This window comes from Pseudomonas paeninsulae (assembly GCF_035621475.1).
In the GTDB taxonomy this organism is placed as follows: domain Bacteria; phylum Pseudomonadota; class Gammaproteobacteria; order Pseudomonadales; family Pseudomonadaceae; genus Aquipseudomonas; species Aquipseudomonas paeninsulae.
This window is the reverse complement of the sequence record NZ_CP141799.1, coordinates 745,708-761,438: the sequence shown is the minus strand read 5'-3', so window position 1 is coordinate 761,438 and position 15,731 is coordinate 745,708. Positions and strand designations below refer to the sequence as shown.

Sequence of the window (15,731 nt, the reverse complement as noted above, 5' to 3'; positions counted from 1 at the left end):
TTGAATCGGTAAAGTCCGACAGGCTGCTAGGCTGTTAGGGGTCAATCTCCAAGGAGGACTGCCAAATGGCCGACACCAACCCCAGCATCCTGTCGCACATATCCCTCGGTACCAACCAGTTCGACCAGGCCGTGGCCTTCTATGACCAGGTGCTGCCGACCCTTGGCTGCAAACGCATACTCGCCCACCCTGGGGCCGTGGCCTATGGCCGCGAATACCCGGAGTTCTGGGTGCAGACGCCGATCGATGGGCAGCCAGCGAGTGTCGGCAATGGCACGCACTTCGGCTTTGTCGCGCCGGACAAGGCCGCTGTACATGCCTTCTACGTAGCAGCCTTGGCAGCCGGCGCGAGCGGCGAAGGTGAACCCGGCCCGCGTGCCGAATACGGCGAGCCCTATTACGGCTGCTTTGTCCGCGACTTCGACGGCCACAAGATCGAAGCGACGTGCTGGGATCTGGAGCAGGCCTATGAACTGTATATCGAGCCGGTCGAAGACTGAGACCCTCACCTACATGCGGACGTCTTCAGGCCCCCCACGTTCCGACCAATCACCTCGAGCAACCCACGACCCGCAGGGCGTCACTCGCCGCAGGCAGTGCACCGTCGATTACCAGTACGACACACAATCCGGCGGGCGGTCGCTTCGCTCCGAACGGAGCGCCGCCCGATGCGCCCCACGCTCAGACCAATCACCTCAAGCAATCCGCGACCCGTAGGGTGTCACTCGCCGCAGGCAGTGCACCGTCGATCACCGGCACGACACACAATCCGGCGGGCGGGCGCTTCGCTCCGAACGGAGCGCCGCCCGATGCGCCCCACGCTCCGACCAATCACCTCAAGCAATCCGCGACCCGTAGGGTGTCACTCGCCGCAGGCAGTGCACCGTCGATCACCGGCACGACACACAATCCGGCGGGCGGGCGCTTCGCTCCGAACGGAGCGCCGCCCGATGCGCCCCACGCTCCGACCAATCACCTCAAGCAACCCACGACCCGTAGGGTGTCACTCGCCGCAGGCAGTGCACCGTCGATCACCGGCACGACACACAATCCGGCGGGCGGGCGCTTCGCCACGAACGGAGCGCCGCCCGATGCGCCCCACGCTCAGACCAATCACCTCAAGCAACCCACGACCCGTAGGGTGTCACTCGCCGCAGGCAGTGCACCGTCGATCACCGGTTCGGCAGAACAGATTGTAGTGGGCACGGCCGCTCAAGAACGTAGCGAGCGGTGCGTCGGTTGCTGGAAGGCGGCGTACTCCTTCGCCAATACGCCCTACGCGCGGTGAAAAACTCACATCCGACTGCGGCCGCCTCCAGTTGGCTATTTTCACACACGCGGCTCAACCGCGGCCCGGGCCTTGCGGCTTCATGCCGGACAGGCGCGGCAACAGCACCCGCTCGAATAGCCGCGGGAAGAAGCGCGCCAGCACCCGCGCCCGCCAGTCGACGTTGGACAATATCAACAAGCGCTTGCGCTTAAGCGCCGCCAGATAGATGGCCTCGGCGACATCCTGCGGCGAGGCGACCTTGCCCATCGCCAGCGGCGGCTGCGCGGCCACCGAACCGTCGCCGACCAGGGCATTCTTGCGCAAGTCGGTGGCGGTAAAGCCGGGGCACACCAGCATCACGCTGACCCCGCTGTCCTTCAGCTCGTAGCGCAGGGTTTCGAACAGGCCATGCAGGGCATGCTTGCTGGCGTTGTAGGCGCTGCGATACAGCAACGGGGAGAAACCGGACAACGAACTGAGCACGATGATCTGCCCAGCGCGGGCCAGCAGGCTGGGCAGCGCCGCCTTGGTGCAATGCAGGGCGCCGAAGTAGTTGACCGCCATGACCCGCTGGAACACCGCCAGCTCGGTCTCGGCGAAGCTGCTGCGGTGGGTGATACCGGCGTTGTTGATCAGCACGTCGATGCCGCCGAAGCGCTCGACGGCCAGGGCGACGGCACGCTGCACCGCCTCGCCATCGGCGACGTCGCAGACCAGCCCCAACGCCTCGGCGTTGTGATGATCGGCCAGGTGTTGCACCAGGCTATCCAGCGCCTGCTGCTGCAGATCCAGAATCACCAGGCGCGCGCCAGCCTGGGCCAGGCGCACGGCCAGGGCGCGGCCAATCCCGGCGCAGCCGCCGCTGATCAACACCACCTTGCGATCGAATACTTTACTGGCGAAGACCTTGCGATACATGGTTTGCCCCCCGGCTTTGCTGGCTGCTGGCCCTACAGCTTGTTATGGCTACCGTCGCAACAAGGCGGCGTCTGGGTATGTTTGCAGCCACAAAAGTACAGGGTGTCGCTCTGTTCGGCATGGTATTTCAGCGGCGTGATGTCAGTCCCCTTATGGCTGCCGTCGCAAAACGGCTGGCCAGCGCTACGCCCGCACCGGCACCAGAAATAGTCTTTTCCGGCCTGCACCTCGACCGCAAAGGGACCTCGTTGGGCAATCAGCGGCTCGGTCATGCTAGCTCCTCATTTCACTGGGTGGATCGACACCGGCAAGCTCGGCGGCCCAACGCATCAGCCGACTGCGGCGCGGCAGCCTCCTCGGTTGTTTCAGCATAGCCCAACCACCTCCTGAGCCTGCCGCGCGTCCTGCGTGCCGCCCTGTGCGGCTAGTCCGTTGAGCCATTGGACTCAAGCCTGCCCAGAGCCTTGTAGAAGGCCATGTCCCAGTGATGTGTTGGCCGCAGCTTTGTAGCTTTTGTAGGGTGGGTTAGCGGCGCAGGTCGTAGAGCTGAAAAGCAATTGCATCATTGGCGCGCCGCGTAACCCACCAAGTGAGGTCGGCGTGCTCAGCGTGGTGGGTTACGGCGCAACTGACCGGGTAACAGCCAATAGCCTTGTGCCAGGCGCCTAACCCATCCTACAGATCTGCGTGCCGCCCTGTGCGGTTCGGCTGAGCGCAAATGCCACTGGACAAAACCGCTCACTCACCGACATGCTCGGCCAGGTTCTTATAACAATAAGACGGCCAAGCGCCGCAGCCAGGTCAATGCCTAGAATCTTCTGCCTAGTTTTTATCGCCGCCCTCTGGGCCGGCGCGAGCCCTGCACAAAGCGCCAGCGACGAGGCACGGCCGCTGGTGCGGGTCGGCTTTTATGAGTTCCCGCCCTATTCCTACACTGACAGCCAGGGCCGTCCGCAAGGTGCGATCCTGCACCTGACCAAGCGACTGCTGGAGCACGCCGGCTATCAGGCCGAGTTGCGTTCCTACCCGAGCGCGCGCCTGTACAACGGCCTGCGCGATGGCAGCGTGCAGATCTGGCCAGGTGCGCCCGGCAAACCCGAGTTGGCTGAGCACACCCTGGAAACCCGCATCCAGCTGGGTGAAATCGTCCTCAACCTGTATTTTCGCCGCGACACCCTGCTGCCACGTTTTCCCGAAGACCTGCAAGGGCGCGGGGTGATCACGATCAGCGGCTACAGCTATTGGCCGCAGATCAACGCGTTGCTCGACGACCCCGCCCTGGCGATCCAGCAGCACCGCACCGGCAGCCACAGTGCCGCCCTGGAGATGCTCAAGCGCCGCCGCGGCGACTTCCTGCTCGACTACCAGACCCCGGTGGAGCAGGCGCGTCGGCGCCTGGGTATGACCGAATTGCCCTTCGTACAGTTGCAGCGGGTGCCTCTGAAGCTGATCGTCTCGCACCGCGCCCCCGGCGCCGAGGCCCTGCGCGATGCCCTGGACCGGGCCTACGAGGAACTCAGCGCGGCCGGCGATGACCTGCACCTGCCCTGAGCCAGGCCATGGCGCAACCGGGCGGTTGCCGGCGCGGCCGCGTCGGCAGCCTCACTTGCTGCCGAAGAGCCTCCGGGATTCTCGGCGCGCTTCACGATTGACCGGCGGCTGCTGGAGAAGCGAACAGCTCCTGCTCCAGCCGATAGCCTGCCGCCACGGCCAGCGACTGCGCCAGGCAGAGGGTCGCATTGAGGGTGCGGAAGCCCTGCACTTCGGCGTCACGCACATCGAACCAGACGTCGGCCTGCTGGACCAACGGGCTGAGCGGGCTGTCGGTCAGGGCGATGACGCGCAGGCCGCGCTGGCGGGCCAGGTCGACCACTTCGCGGGTTTCCGGGGCATAGGGCGAGAAGCTGATGGCCACCAGCACATCCTGGCGGCCGGCGCTGCGCACCTGTTCCTTGAGCATCCCGCCGAGGCCGTCGAGCAGCCGCACCGGGCGATCGAGGTGGCTCAGGGCGTAGGCCAGGTAGGCGGCGACCGGAAAGGCGCGGCGCTGGCCGGCCAGCAGAATCCCCGGGGCTTTGGCCAGAAACTCCACCGCCTGGGCGAAGACCTGGCCGTCCACCGTCAACGGCAGTTGTTCGAGGGCGGCCATGTCGGCACCGGCGAAGGCGCGCAGCACGCTGAGCGGTTGGTCGGCGTCGATGTCCTGCTCGCCCTCGCGAGACAGGCGGATACGCTCACGGTAGTTGGCGTTGCCGTGCATCAGCGCCGCCTGGAACACCCGCTGCATGTCGCTGAAACCGCTGTAGCCGAACGCCTGGGCGAAACGGATCAACGCCGACGGCTGCACCGCGGAACGCTCGGCGATCACCACCACGGTCTCCAGAGCCACATCGTTGGGATAATCCAGGACGAAGCGGCCGATCTGCTTGAGCCGCTTGCTCAGGCTGTCGTAGCGCAGGGTGATCTGTTCACGTAACTCATCCAAGGTCGCCGGTACGGATGCTTGCATTGTTGTCCCCTGATCCCATGAATGCGCAGATTTTCTGCGCTAGCATTGATATGGAAATTTCATTCCATTATAAACACAGCTCACTCCAGTTGCCTGGCACCTGCACCAGCAATCCATAAGAGCAATGCCCTTGTCTCCGTCTCTCGATGTGATCTGCCTCGGCCGCGCCGCCGTCGACCTCTACGGCGAACAACCCGGCGCCGACCTGGAAAGCACCAGCCACTTCAGCAAATACCTCGGCGGCTCGGCCGCCAACATCGCCGTCGGCTGCGCCCGCCTGGGCCTGCAGACCGGCCTGCTGAGCTGCGTCGGCGCCGAGCCGATGGGGCAGTTCGTGATCCACTCACTGGCCGACGCTGGGGTCCACACCCGGCATATCGTGCGCGACCCGCAGCGCCTGACCGGCCTGGTGCTGCTGGCGCTGCACGACACCCGGCACGTGCCGCACCTGTTCTACCGCCAGGACTGCGCCGACATGGCGCTGAGCGCCAGCCATATCGACCCGGCCTATATCGCCAGCGCCCGCTGCCTGGTGATCACCGGCACCCACCTGTCCCAGCCGACGCCCAACCAGGCCTGTCGCGAAGCCCTGCGCATCGCCGGCGAGCGCGGTTTGCAGCGGGTACTGGATATCGACTTCCGCCCGGTGCTCTGGGGTCTGTTGCCGCCCGCCGAGGGCGAGGCGCGGGCGGCCCTCGACCCGGCGGTGAGCGCCTGCCTGCAGGCGCTGCTGGGCGAGTTCGAGCTGATCGTCGGCACCGCCGAGGAGTTCTGCATCGCCGGCGCCTCGCGCGACCTGCGCGAGGCGCTGTGCCGGGTGCGCGAGCTGAGCGGCGCGCTGCTGCTGGTCAAACAGGGCGCGGCCGGCTGCCAGGCGTTCGCCGCGCAGATCCCCGCCGAGCTGGCGCAACAGCCGCTGTTCCGCGCCCCCGAGGTGCGTCAGCTCAACCCGCTCGGTGCCGGCGATGCCTTCCTCGCCGGCTTCCTCCGCGGCTGGCTGGACGGTGCCGAGCTGGCGCACTGCTGCCGCCTGGCCAATTCCTGCGGTGCCCTGGTCGCCTCGCGCCACGGCTGTGCCCCGGCGATTCCCTCGCGGGCGGAACTGGAGCGCTTTCTCCAGGGCGACCTGCCGGTCTGCCCGGACCAGGATGCCAGCTTCCGCCGCCTGCACCGGATCAGCACCCGCCCGCGGCGCTGGAGTGAAGTGCATGCCCTGGCCTTCGACCATCGCTGGCAGTTCGAGGCGCTGGCCGAGGCCCACGGGCGCGGCGAAGCGGATATCCTCCGCTTCAAGCAGTTGCTGGCCGCCACCCTGCGCGAGATCCGCGACAGCGACGCCCTGCTGGGCAAGGCTGGATTGCTGCTGGATGAGCGCTACGGCGCCGAATTGCTGCCGACCTTCGGCGCCGACTGGTGGTTGGCACGGCCAGTAGAGGTCTCCGGTTCACGGCCGCTGCGGCTAATCGCCGGCGAGGAGCAGGCGCAGGCGCTGCGCCGCTGGCCGATCGGCCATCAGGCCAAATGCCTGGTCTACTACCACCCCGACGATGAGCCACATTTGCGCGCGGAACAGGATCGGCAACTGCTGGCCCTGCAACTGGCCTGCGAGGCTGACGAGCGCGACTGGCTGCTGGAGGTGCTCGCGCCCGAGGGCAAGCGCTTCGACGACCACAGCCTGCCGGCCTGCGTCGAGCACTTCTATCGGATCGGCTTGCGCCCGGACTGGTGGAAGCTGCCACCGCTGGAAGCCCCCGGCTGGACGCGGCTGGAGGCGCTGATCGAACGCTATGACCCCTATTGCCTGGGTGTGCTGCTGCTCGGCCTGCAGGCCGAACCGGCCTCGCTGGGCAAAGCCTTTCGCAATGCCGCGCCCTTCCCCATCTGCCGCGGTTTCGCCGTGGGCCGAACGATCTTCGACGAACCGGCGGTCGACTGGTTCGCCGGACGGATCGACGACGCCACGCTGAGTGCCCGGCTGACCGCCAACTTCCGCCTGGTGCTGTCGCTGTGGCGGCAGGCTCGGTCCTGGTCGGCGGGGACTTGAGCTTGCGACCCGGACCTGGTGCAGGCCCGGGCATTTCGCTAAACGTGCTCAGCTACCACCAGTATTCGACCTGTACGCCGAAGTTGGAGCCATGCTGGGCATTGTCGAAGGCACCGCTGTCGGACAGCGCCGAGCCTGCCGCCAATGCGCTGGCCGCACGCTGCGCCGCCTCGTTCCAGCTGGCATAGGTGTAGTACAAGCGAATTTCCGGGCGCGCCCAGAAATCAGGACCGGCCGGCGACCAGGTTGGTGCCACGGTGAACTTGTTCAGCTTGCGCGTGCCATCGGCGGCCTCGACCCGATCGTGACCGACCTCGCCAACCAGCTTGAACTGCTCGGTGAAGGCGTAGCTGGTACGGGCGCCAACCGACAGCCAGTTTTGCTCATCCTTGTTCTCTGCCCGCTTATCCTTCTGGTAGACGAACTGCGCCTGACCACCCCAGCGCGGCGTGGCTTGCCAATCGAAGAATTCCACCAGACGATAACGCTTGGCGCTGCTGTCCAGGTTGACATCGCCGGTCGAGCCCAGCGCGGTGCCGGGGCCGGGGCCGTATTGCAAAGCCAGGGTGTTCTTGCCGCCAAGGCCGAGAAAATCCGCCTGTTTGTGCTGCGCGGTCACCGACCAGCCGCTGTAGGCGCCTTCGATATGGCGGGGCTTGGCGATATAGCTGAGGCCCAATTCCAGTTCGCCGCCCGGGTTGGTCTGGAAACCGGCGACGTTGAAATCGTGACGGTTGATGTATTCCTTCTGGAACACGCTGTCCTTGCGCGAAAAGGCGTAGCTGTACTTCAGCCCGCCCAGCGCGAAATCCTCGATACCGGCGCCAGTGGCGCTCTGGTTCCAGTAGAAGAAATCGCTGAGATGGATGTCGTTGCGCTTGTAGTAACGCCGCCCCGCCCACAGCGAGCCGCCATTGAGCGCCGGCAGCTTGCTCCACTCGACGAATGCCTGGCTCATCCGGGAAAAACCATGCTCACCGGTGAACTCCGGGGTATGGCCATACTCGTTGAACAGTTGCGCCATCCCTTCGACGCTGACCACCGAACCGTCGTCCAGGGTCAGCAGATCCTGGCGCAGATCCAGCTCCGAGTACTGCTCGCACTCGTTGCCCAGACGGTATTTCGATTGGGCGCCGGGCAACTGGAAGCAGGATTGGCTACCGCCGTTTTCCGTACTGCCCGCGCCGCTGCGCACATAGCCGGTGAACTCCAGGGCCTGGGCCTGGGGCAATGCCAGGCAACCCAGCGTAAAGGCCACACTCAGTTTCGCCGTAACTTTCATAACAACCTCATTGTTTTTATTGTGCGGATTGGTTTTTAGAACACTTCGGATCACGCGTGGAACAAATCACCCTCCCTGGCTTTTTCCGGGCAAAAGCCCCCCCGCGACGCCGTGCGCACATCGAAAAAATCGCTTTCGCAACCGTTTCGATGGGGCACCGCGCCGAGCTGTATTGACCCGGTGGAATCAGTTAATGGCGTTGCGCGCCGGGATTAGCCGAGCAGCTCGCTGCGGACTTTTTCCAGCATGAAACGGCACGACTCATCGGCCCGCTCCTCCCAGGCGAATACCGCCACCGTAGCGATACCGTCGAACTTCATCTCGCGCAGGGTGGAGAAGAAGGCCTTCCAGTCCACCTCGCCCTGGCCGATGTCCAGGTGTTGATGCACGGTGGCGGTCACCCCCGGCGGATTGACGATGTAACGCAGGTTCGACGAGGCCCGATGGTTGTAGGTGTCGGCGATGATCAGGTGGGTCAGCTTGTCGCCGGCATACTTGAGCATCGAGGCGATATCGCCCTTGCCGTCGTCGTAGAAGAAAGTGTGCGGCGCCGCATACAGGTAGTTGACGAAGTCCACGTCGAGGCCGCGGATGATGTCCACCGACTCGTTGTTGCGCTCGCAGAAATCGTAGGGATGGGCCTGGATGTCCAGCTTGACGCCTTCGCGTTCGAAGATCGGCAGCAGCTCCATCGACTTCATGAACTGCTGCTCGCACACCAGGGCATTGTCGGCCTGGCCGCTGAACTCGGTGTTGATCAGCTCGCAGTCCATCTCCACGGCCACCTGGATCGAGCGTTTCCAGTTGCTCACCGCCGCCTGACGTATCGCCTCGTCGGGGCCGGCCCAGTGGTACAGCGGCAGCAACGAGGACAGCTGCACGTGGTTGTCGCTCAGGGCTTTCTTGAATTCGCGGATGCGCGCCTTGTCCACGCGCGGGTAGTTTGTAGAACGGCAGGAAGTCTTCCCGCGGCGACAGCTCGATGTATTGGTAGCCCAGCTCGGCGGTCTTCTCCACCATTTTGGGGATCGACAGGTGACGGTACATGTAGGGGTCTAGGGCGATACGCATGCTCTGTTCTCCTCTGTGCGCCGCCCCGCGGAACCTGCGTGGCGGCGCTGCTTGGGTTAGTCGTAGAAAGCCGGCCGCTGCGGCAGGCTGATGGCGACGATCGCGCCGCTCTGCTGGGCCTCGACACAAGCATCGGCGCTGACCGCCGCGGCGAAGCCGTCCCAGGCCGAAGGCCCGCTCAAGCGCTCGTTACGGACACCGTCGATAAAGCCCTGCAACTCGACGTCATAGGCGGCGATGAAGCGCTGTTTCCAGTCGGTGAGAATCTCCACGGACAGCTTGGCCTCGCTACGCATTTGCACTGCAGAGGGCTCGGGCAACTTGGCGATGCCAGTCTCGCCGACCACCTCGCACTGGATGTCGTATCCGTACTGGCAGTTGACGAAGATTTCCACGTCGATACGCGCGCCCTTGGCTGTCTCCAAGAGCACGATCTGCGGATCCTTGAGGTGGCTAGAAGCCTTGCCGGTCTTGCGCGGGAAGATCACCTGAGCAGAAACGTAGTCGTCGTCCAGCAACCAGCGCAGCACGTCGAGCTCATGGATCAGGGTGTCGGTGATGGCCATGTCGGTGGTGTAACTATCACCCACCGTCGGATTGCGGTGGGCGCAGTGCAGCATCAACGGCGCGCCGATCTTGCCACTGAGCAGCACCTCCTTGAGGGCGCGATAACCGTTGTCATAGGGCCGCATGAAACCAACCTGCACCAGGCGTTTGCCGGCGGCGATTTCGGCCTCGACGATGCGCTTGCAGCCTTCGGCGCTGACCGCCAGCGGCTTCTCACAGAACACCGGCTTGCCCGCAGCGATGGCCGCCAGCACGAATTCCTCGTGAGTCGGGCCCCAGGAAGTGACCAGGATCGCCTCGACGTCCGCCGCCTGAATCAACTCATGGCCGTCTTCGTACACCTGGGCATCCAACCCCTGCTCCTTGGCCACCCGCATCGCCTGCTCGCGATTGATATCGTTCAGCGCCACCACTTTGGCACCCGACAAGGTGGTGGTGCAGCGACGAATGTGGTCCTGGCCAATGGCACCGGTACCAATTACCCCCAATTTCAGCGTCATTTCTGTTCTCCAATAAAGTTAGCTGCCGGATTTCACGATTTCATCACTGCCTGCCTGGCTCAGTAGTCCCTGGCCTTGCCGATATGCTCTTTCATTTTTTGCGACGCCCTGGCGATACGCGCGCTGGTGGACACCTCGGCCACCCCTACCCGCCACCAGGACGCGTACTTGTGCACCATGGTCTTGGGCAGGACCTTGATATCGATCAGCGTGGAAACGCTCTGCTGCTTACTGTCGAGCAGAGCCGCCTCGAGCTGCTCTACGGTGGTCACCCGGTAGGTCTTGCAACCGTAAGCAGCGGCGTTCATGGCAAAATCGACCGGAACGAAGGCTCCGTCGAGCTGACCGGTTTCCGGATTGCGGAAACGGAACTCGGTGCCAAAGCTGTCCATCCCGTGCTCCATCTGCACGTTGTTGATGCAGCCGAAGGTCATGTTGTCCAGCAGCACCACATTGATCTTCCTGCGCTCCTGGATCGAGGTGACCAGCTCGGAGTGCAGCATCATGTAGGAGCCGTCGCCGACCAGGGCGTAGACCTCGCGTTGCGGCTCGGCCAGCTTGACCCCGAGCGCCGCGTTGACCTCGTAGCCCATGCACGAGTAGCCGTACTCGACGTGGTAGGTGTTCACCCCCTGGGTGCGCCAGACCCGCTGCAGGTCGCCCGGCAGGCTGCCAGCGGCGGCGACCACCACGTCATCCGCGCCGAGCAGGCGGTTGAGGGTGCCGAGCACCCGGCTCTGGGTCAGGCAGGATCCGGTCGCCGCGATGAACTCCTTCAGCACCGCCGGATCCAGGTGGTCGGCAATTTCCGGGACGAAGCCCTGCTCGGCATATTCCACCGCGTAGACCCGCTCGACTTCCGCATCCAGCGCGGTGCGGGCGGCGCCGATCGCGCCCTGCCAGTCCGACTGGTAACCGCTGTCGCTCAGCGCCTCGCCGAGGCTGTCCAGCGCCACCCTGGCGTCGGCCACCAGCTTCACCGCGTCCAGCTTGCCGGCGTCGAAGCTGCCGATATTGAGATTAAGGAAGGCCACCTCGGGGTGCTGGAACAGCCATTTAGACGAAGTGGTGAAATCGCTGTAGCGAGTACCCACACCGATCACCAGGTCGGCATCCTTGGCCAAGGTATTGGCCGCCAGGCTGCCGGTTTCGCCGATGCCCCCGAGGTTCAGTTCATGGGCGGAGAGGATCGCCCCCTTGCCGGCCTGGGTCTCGCCGAAGGGAATATTGAACCGCTCGGCGAAGCGCTGAAAGGCCAGAGCCGCCTCGGCATACTTGACCCCGCCGCCGCAGATCAGCAGCGGTTTCTTCTTACCGGCGAACAGCACCACGGCGTCGTCCAGCATGGCCTGGGTCGGTGGGCGCCGTTCAATGCGGTGCACACGCTTGTGGAAGAAGTAATCAGGGTAGTCATAGGCCTCGCCCTGCACGTCCTGCGGCAGCGCCAGGGTCACCGCGCCAGTGTCGGCCGGGTCGGTCAACACGCGCATCGCATTCAGGCAGGCGCTCATCAACTGCTCGGGTCGGGACACTCGGTCCCAGTACTTGCTGACCGCCTTGAAAGCATCGTTGGTGCTGATCGTCAAGTCGTGGAACTGCTCGATCTGCTGCAGCACCGGGTCTGGCTGGCGGCTGGCGTGGACGTCGCCAGGCAGGAACAACACCGGGATGCGATTGGCCGTCGCGGTGGCGGCGGCGGTGAGCATGTTGGCCGCGCCCGGTCCGACCGAGGAGGTGCAGGCGTAGATCTGCTTCCTGCCCATCTGCTTGGCAAAGCCGATGGCGGCGTGCGCCATGCCTTGCTCGTTGCGCCCCTGGTGCACCACTAGCTTGCCACAGTCCTGCTCCAGCGCCTGGCCCAACCCCAGCACGTTGCCATGCCCAAAGATGGTGAACACGCCCTTGACGAACTTGTGCTCGACTCCGTCGAACTCGATGTACTGATTGTCGAGGAAGCGCACCAGCGCCTGGGCCATCGTCAGCCTTGTTCTTTTCATGCTTTCACCTCACTCATTCTTCTGTCCTGGCCGTGGCCCCGGTTTTTTCTGCCGCTCCGCGAAGAGCGGCACAGGCTGTCACTTCATGGTCGGCATGCTGAACTCGGATCCGCTGCGGATCCCGGTCGGCCAGCGGCTGGTGACGGTCTTCATGCGCGTGTAGAAGCGCACCCCTTCCGGACCGTGCATGTGGTGGTCGCCGAACAGCGAGGCCTTCCAGCCGCCGAAACTGTGGAACGCCATGGGTACCGGGATCGGCACGTTGATACCGACCATGCCGACCTGGATATGGCTGGCGAAGTGTCGCGCGGTGTCGCCGTCGCGGGTGAACAGCGCGGTGCCATTGGCGAACTCGTGCGCGTTGATCAGGCGGATCGCACTCTGGTAGTCCGCCACCCGGACCACGACCAGCACCGGACCGAAGATTTCCTCGCGATAGATGGACATCTCCGGAGTGACCCGGTCGAACAGGCTTCCGCCGACGAAGTAACCGTTCTCATGGCCCGGCACCTGGTGCTCGCGACCGTCGACCAGCAATTGCGCACCTTCGGCCACTCCCTTTTCGATATACCCCAATACCTTCTCGCGGTGTTGCGCGGTGACCAGCGGTCCCATTTCCACGCCAGGCAGGTCGCCGGGGCCGACCTTCAGCGCCTTGACCTTGGGCTGCAAGCGCTCGATCAGCGCATCGGCGGTCTCGTCGCCCACCGCTACGGCCACCGAGATCGCCATGCAGCGTTCGCCGGCCGAGCCATAAGCCGCGCCCATCAGCGCATCCACCGCTTGGTCGAGGTCGGCGTCGGGCATCACCACCATGTGGTTCTTCGCCCCACCGAGGGCCTGCACGCGTTTGCCGTGGGAGGCGCCGCGCTCATAAATGTAACGCGCGATCGGGGTCGAACCGACGAAGCTCAGCGCCTGCACTTGGGGATGATCGAGCAGGGCGTCCACCGCGACCTTGTCGCCATGCACCACGTTAAACACACCATCCGGCAGACCGGCCTGTTTCAGCAGTTCGGCGAGCAGTAACGACGGCGACGGATCGCGCTCCGAAGGCTTGAGAATGAAGCAATTGCCGCAGGCCAGGGCCACAGGAAACATCCACATGGGCACCATCACCGGGAAGTTGAACGGGGTGATCCCGGCGACCACACCGAGCGACTGGCGCAGCGAGTGGGAGTCGACATTGGTGCCGACGTTTTCGGTGAACTCGCCCTTGAGCAGATGCGGAATGCCACAGGCGAATTCCACCACCTCGAGCCCGCGGGTCACTTCGCCGAGAGCGTCGTCGTGCACCTTGCCGTGCTCGCGGGTGATCAGCGCGGCCAGCTGATCGGCATGCGCTTCGAGCAGTGTCTTGAACTTGAACAGGATGCGCGCACGGCGCAGCGGCGTGGTCGCGGCCCAGCCAGGGAAAGCCTGGGTGGCGGCGCTGACCGCCGCGTCGACTTCCTCGACGCTGGCCAACGGCACTTGGGCGCTGATTTCTCCGCTGGCCGGATTGTAGACCGGCGACTGGCGACCGCTGCGGCCTGCCACGGACTGGCCGGCGATGTAGTGGGTAAGGATATCGCTCATGCTTGCTACCTCGTTTGAATGGGTGAAAGAGGTTTCCGACCGGCTCAGTACACCGGGCGTCCCGGCAGTAACTGGCGGCCGTGGCGTGCGTCCCACTGCGCCTGGGCCCGTTGCAGCAGGCGCATGGTCGGCAGCACCGACCAGCCCGGCACCAACGGCTCGCGCCCTTCACGCACCGCGGCGACGAAGTCGCGGGGCACATGCCAGGCGTTTTCCCGCTCGCTCTCGATCGGCTGCACACCTTCCTGGGTCGCCAAGCTGCTAACCAGTTCGTCGGCCCGGTAACTGTCGCGGTCGCTCAGCACCAGGGTGTCGTAGAGCCGCTCGCGGCCGTAATAGGAACCGGTGCAGACGATGCTCTGGTCGTCGTGGGTGGTCACCACCAGGACGATTTCCATGGGAATGCCGGTGCGTGGGTCGATGCTCGGCATATGGCACTGCACGTCGCGGATCTGCGCCTCGACATTGGCCATGTCACCGCCGCTGACCATCAGCAGGCCGAGGTCGAGCAAATGGGTGCTGTGGTGCCAGAGGATGTTGTCCACCCAGCTGCGCTGGTAGCCGGTGGCACCGACGTTGACCAGGCGGTGGATGAAAAAGCGCCCGTGCACATGACTGACCCGCTCCTCGCCGCGGGCGATGCGTTCGAGCAGTGGCTGGCGCTCGCGGCGGTAGCGCATCGGATGCACCACGCCGAGGGTCAGGCCCTTCTCGGCGGCCAGGGCGACGATCCGTTCCGACTCCTCCAGGTTCATCGCGATGGGAATTTCCACCAGGCAGTGCTTGCCCGCTTGCAGGGTGGCGATGGCCATCTCCGCATGAGTCTCGCTGGGCCCGGCGATGATCACGATGTCGATCTCCGGATCCGCCAGGGCCTGGTTGAAGTCCACCGTCCATTGACGGTAGCCGTACTCGGCGGCGAACGCCGCAGTGGGCTCCGGACGCCGGCCGACCACGGTGTGCAGGCAGCAGTCCTCGCCGCGCAGGGCCTCGGAGTGCCAGACGCCCATCATGCCGTGACCGATCATGCAGATATTCATAAGGTTGCTCCTCAAATGCAGGGTGGCCGACGGATCAGCCCTTGAAACGTGCCACCGGCACGCCGGGCACTTCGACCTCCAGGGCGAAGATTCCTCCGGACAATGGCCATTGCGCCAAGCGTTGCTCGGACAGGCCGTGGCGCAACGAGGTGACGTACAGGGTCTTCAGCTCCGGCCCGCCGAAGCAGGGCATGGTCGGGCAGGCGCAGGGCAGCTCGATGCGCCGCTCCAGGCTGCCGTCCGGCGCCCAGCGGTTAAGCACACCGGCGGAGATCCCAGCGCTCCAGTAGTAGCCATCGAGGTCCATGGCGGCACCGTCGGGGCGCCCCACTTCCTCGTCCGGGCGGGCCAGCACGCTGGGGTTGGTCAGCGCGCCGCTGGCCGTGTCGTAGTCGTAGCAGCGGATGAACTTGCCCTTCGAGTCGGAATGGCACAGACGCTTGCCGTCCGCGCTCCAGGCCAGGCCGTTGGCGACGATCAGGCCGTCCAGCACCTGGCTGCAGGTACCATCAGGGTCAAGCCGATAGAGCGCGCCGAGCGGCCGACTGAGGCATTCCTCGTCCATGGTGCCGGCAAAGAAGCGCCCCTCCGGCGACACCTTACCGTCGTTGAAACGCACCCCGTCGGGAACCTGCGGTCCGCCGATATAGCGCAGTTCGGCGCTGTCGAAGTCGAAACGGTAGAAGCCATCGCGCAGCGCCAGCACCGCGCCGCCGCTTTCGCACAGGCCGAACGAGCCGATCGCCTGCGGCAGCGGCCAGCTGCGGCTCGCGCCACTGGCCGGGTCGAACCGGTGCAGGGCCGGGGCGAGGATGTCGACCCAGTACAGCGCTTGCTCCTCGGCCGACCACACCGGGCACTCGCCGAGCTGGGCGCGGGCATCAAGCACGCAACGCACCGCTTGCATCTCGCTTTCGATCGTGAGCATGTTCATCGAACGGTCTCCCCGGCAGGT

The 15,731-nt window shown here is 64.9% G+C and carries 12 protein-coding genes and 1 pseudogene; 3 read left to right on the top strand and 10 right to left on the bottom strand.

What is annotated here, in order from left to right:
• The first annotated feature begins 65 nt into the window (after positions 1-65).
• Positions 66-500: a VOC family protein gene (locus VCJ09_RS03425; RefSeq protein WP_324733133.1), complete on the top strand. Its 435-nt coding sequence runs from the start codon at positions 66-68 to the stop codon at positions 498-500.
• Positions 501-1,342: 842 nt separating this feature from the next.
• Here the strand turns inward: VCJ09_RS03425 and VCJ09_RS03420 are convergent.
• Both VCJ09_RS03420 and VCJ09_RS03415 read right to left on the bottom strand, forming a co-directional pair.
• Entirely contained in the window at positions 1,343-2,188 is an 846-nt protein-coding gene (locus VCJ09_RS03420) for an SDR family oxidoreductase (protein ID WP_324733132.1), read from the bottom strand.
• A 32-nt stretch (positions 2,189-2,220) separates the two neighbouring features.
• Positions 2,221-2,460: a CDGSH iron-sulfur domain-containing protein gene (locus VCJ09_RS03415; RefSeq protein ID WP_324733131.1), complete on the bottom strand. Its 240-nt coding sequence runs from the start codon at positions 2,458-2,460 to the stop codon at positions 2,221-2,223.
• 532 nt (positions 2,461-2,992) lie between these two features.
• Here VCJ09_RS03415 and VCJ09_RS03410 point away from each other — a divergent pair.
• On the top strand, positions 2,993-3,739 hold the full coding sequence (locus tag VCJ09_RS03410) for a substrate-binding periplasmic protein (protein WP_324733130.1): 747 nt from the start codon (positions 2,993-2,995) through the stop codon (positions 3,737-3,739).
• Positions 3,740-3,830: 91 nt separating this feature from the next.
• On the opposite strand, the gene VCJ09_RS03405 is transcribed toward VCJ09_RS03410, so the two are convergent.
• Positions 3,831-4,697 (bottom strand): MurR/RpiR family transcriptional regulator, encoded by an 867-nt coding sequence (locus tag VCJ09_RS03405; RefSeq protein ID WP_324733129.1) that lies wholly within the window; start codon positions 4,695-4,697, stop codon positions 3,831-3,833.
• A 130-nt stretch (positions 4,698-4,827) separates the two neighbouring features.
• On the opposite strand from VCJ09_RS03405, the gene VCJ09_RS03400 reads away from it, so the two are divergent.
• On the top strand, positions 4,828-6,741 hold the full coding sequence (locus VCJ09_RS03400) for a bifunctional 5-dehydro-2-deoxygluconokinase/5-dehydro-2-deoxyphosphogluconate aldolase (RefSeq protein WP_324733128.1): 1,914 nt from the start codon (positions 4,828-4,830) through the stop codon (positions 6,739-6,741).
• A 52-nt stretch (positions 6,742-6,793) separates the two neighbouring features.
• On the opposite strand, the gene VCJ09_RS03395 is transcribed toward VCJ09_RS03400, so the two are convergent.
• From VCJ09_RS03395 to VCJ09_RS03365, 7 genes and pseudogenes are all read right to left on the bottom strand, one after another.
• Positions 6,794-8,023 carry a maltoporin gene (locus VCJ09_RS03395; protein WP_324733127.1) on the bottom strand — a complete coding sequence of 410 codons (1,230 nt, stop codon included), beginning with the start codon at positions 8,021-8,023 and terminating at the stop codon, positions 6,794-6,796.
• Between the two features lie 212 nt (positions 8,024-8,235).
• A pseudogene (locus VCJ09_RS03390) lies at positions 8,236-9,094 on the bottom strand (sugar phosphate isomerase/epimerase family protein).
• 56 nt (positions 9,095-9,150) lie between these two features.
• The gene (locus VCJ09_RS03385) at positions 9,151-10,161 is read right to left on the bottom strand and encodes a Gfo/Idh/MocA family protein (protein ID WP_324733126.1); all 1,011 of its coding nucleotides are present in this window, start codon (positions 10,159-10,161) and stop codon (positions 9,151-9,153) included.
• 59 nt (positions 10,162-10,220) lie between these two features.
• On the bottom strand, positions 10,221-12,158 hold the full coding sequence (gene iolD, locus VCJ09_RS03380) for a 3D-(3,5/4)-trihydroxycyclohexane-1,2-dione acylhydrolase (decyclizing) (protein ID WP_324733125.1): 1,938 nt from the start codon (positions 12,156-12,158) through the stop codon (positions 10,221-10,223).
• Positions 12,159-12,236: 78 nt separating this feature from the next.
• Entirely contained in the window at positions 12,237-13,736 is a 1,500-nt protein-coding gene (locus VCJ09_RS03375; protein WP_324733124.1) for a CoA-acylating methylmalonate-semialdehyde dehydrogenase, read from the bottom strand.
• 44 nt (positions 13,737-13,780) lie between these two features.
• Positions 13,781-14,776 (bottom strand): Gfo/Idh/MocA family protein, encoded by a 996-nt coding sequence (locus VCJ09_RS03370; protein ID WP_324733123.1) that lies wholly within the window; start codon positions 14,774-14,776, stop codon positions 13,781-13,783.
• Positions 14,777-14,810: 34 nt separating this feature from the next.
• Complete coding sequence (locus tag VCJ09_RS03365; protein ID WP_324733122.1) at positions 14,811-15,710, bottom strand: SMP-30/gluconolactonase/LRE family protein; 900 nt, start codon at positions 15,708-15,710, stop codon at positions 14,811-14,813.
• Between the last annotated feature and the right edge of the window lie 21 nt (positions 15,711-15,731).

Excerpts from the sequence above, each read along its gene's own strand:
- VCJ09_RS03425 (WP_324733133.1), top strand. The coding sequence starts at position 66 with ATGGCCGACACCAACCCCAGCATCCTGTCGCACATATCCCTCGGTACC.
- VCJ09_RS03420 (WP_324733132.1), bottom strand. The coding sequence starts at position 2,188 with ATGTATCGCAAGGTCTTCGCCAGTAAAGTATTCGATCGCAAGGTGGTG.
- VCJ09_RS03415 (WP_324733131.1), bottom strand. The coding sequence starts at position 2,460 with ATGACCGAGCCGCTGATTGCCCAACGAGGTCCCTTTGCGGTCGAGGTG.
- VCJ09_RS03410 (WP_324733130.1), top strand. The coding sequence starts at position 2,993 with ATGCCTAGAATCTTCTGCCTAGTTTTTATCGCCGCCCTCTGGGCCGGC.
- VCJ09_RS03405 (WP_324733129.1), bottom strand. The coding sequence starts at position 4,697 with ATGCAAGCATCCGTACCGGCGACCTTGGATGAGTTACGTGAACAGATC.
- VCJ09_RS03395 (WP_324733127.1), bottom strand. The coding sequence starts at position 8,023 with ATGAAAGTTACGGCGAAACTGAGTGTGGCCTTTACGCTGGGTTGCCTG.
- VCJ09_RS03385 (WP_324733126.1), bottom strand. The coding sequence starts at position 10,161 with ATGACGCTGAAATTGGGGGTAATTGGTACCGGTGCCATTGGCCAGGAC.
- iolD (WP_324733125.1), bottom strand. The coding sequence starts at position 12,158 with ATGAAAAGAACAAGGCTGACGATGGCCCAGGCGCTGGTGCGCTTCCTC.
- VCJ09_RS03375 (WP_324733124.1), bottom strand. The coding sequence starts at position 13,736 with ATGAGCGATATCCTTACCCACTACATCGCCGGCCAGTCCGTGGCAGGC.
- VCJ09_RS03370 (WP_324733123.1), bottom strand. The coding sequence starts at position 14,776 with ATGAATATCTGCATGATCGGTCACGGCATGATGGGCGTCTGGCACTCC.
- VCJ09_RS03365 (WP_324733122.1), bottom strand. The coding sequence starts at position 15,710 with ATGAACATGCTCACGATCGAAAGCGAGATGCAAGCGGTGCGTTGCGTG.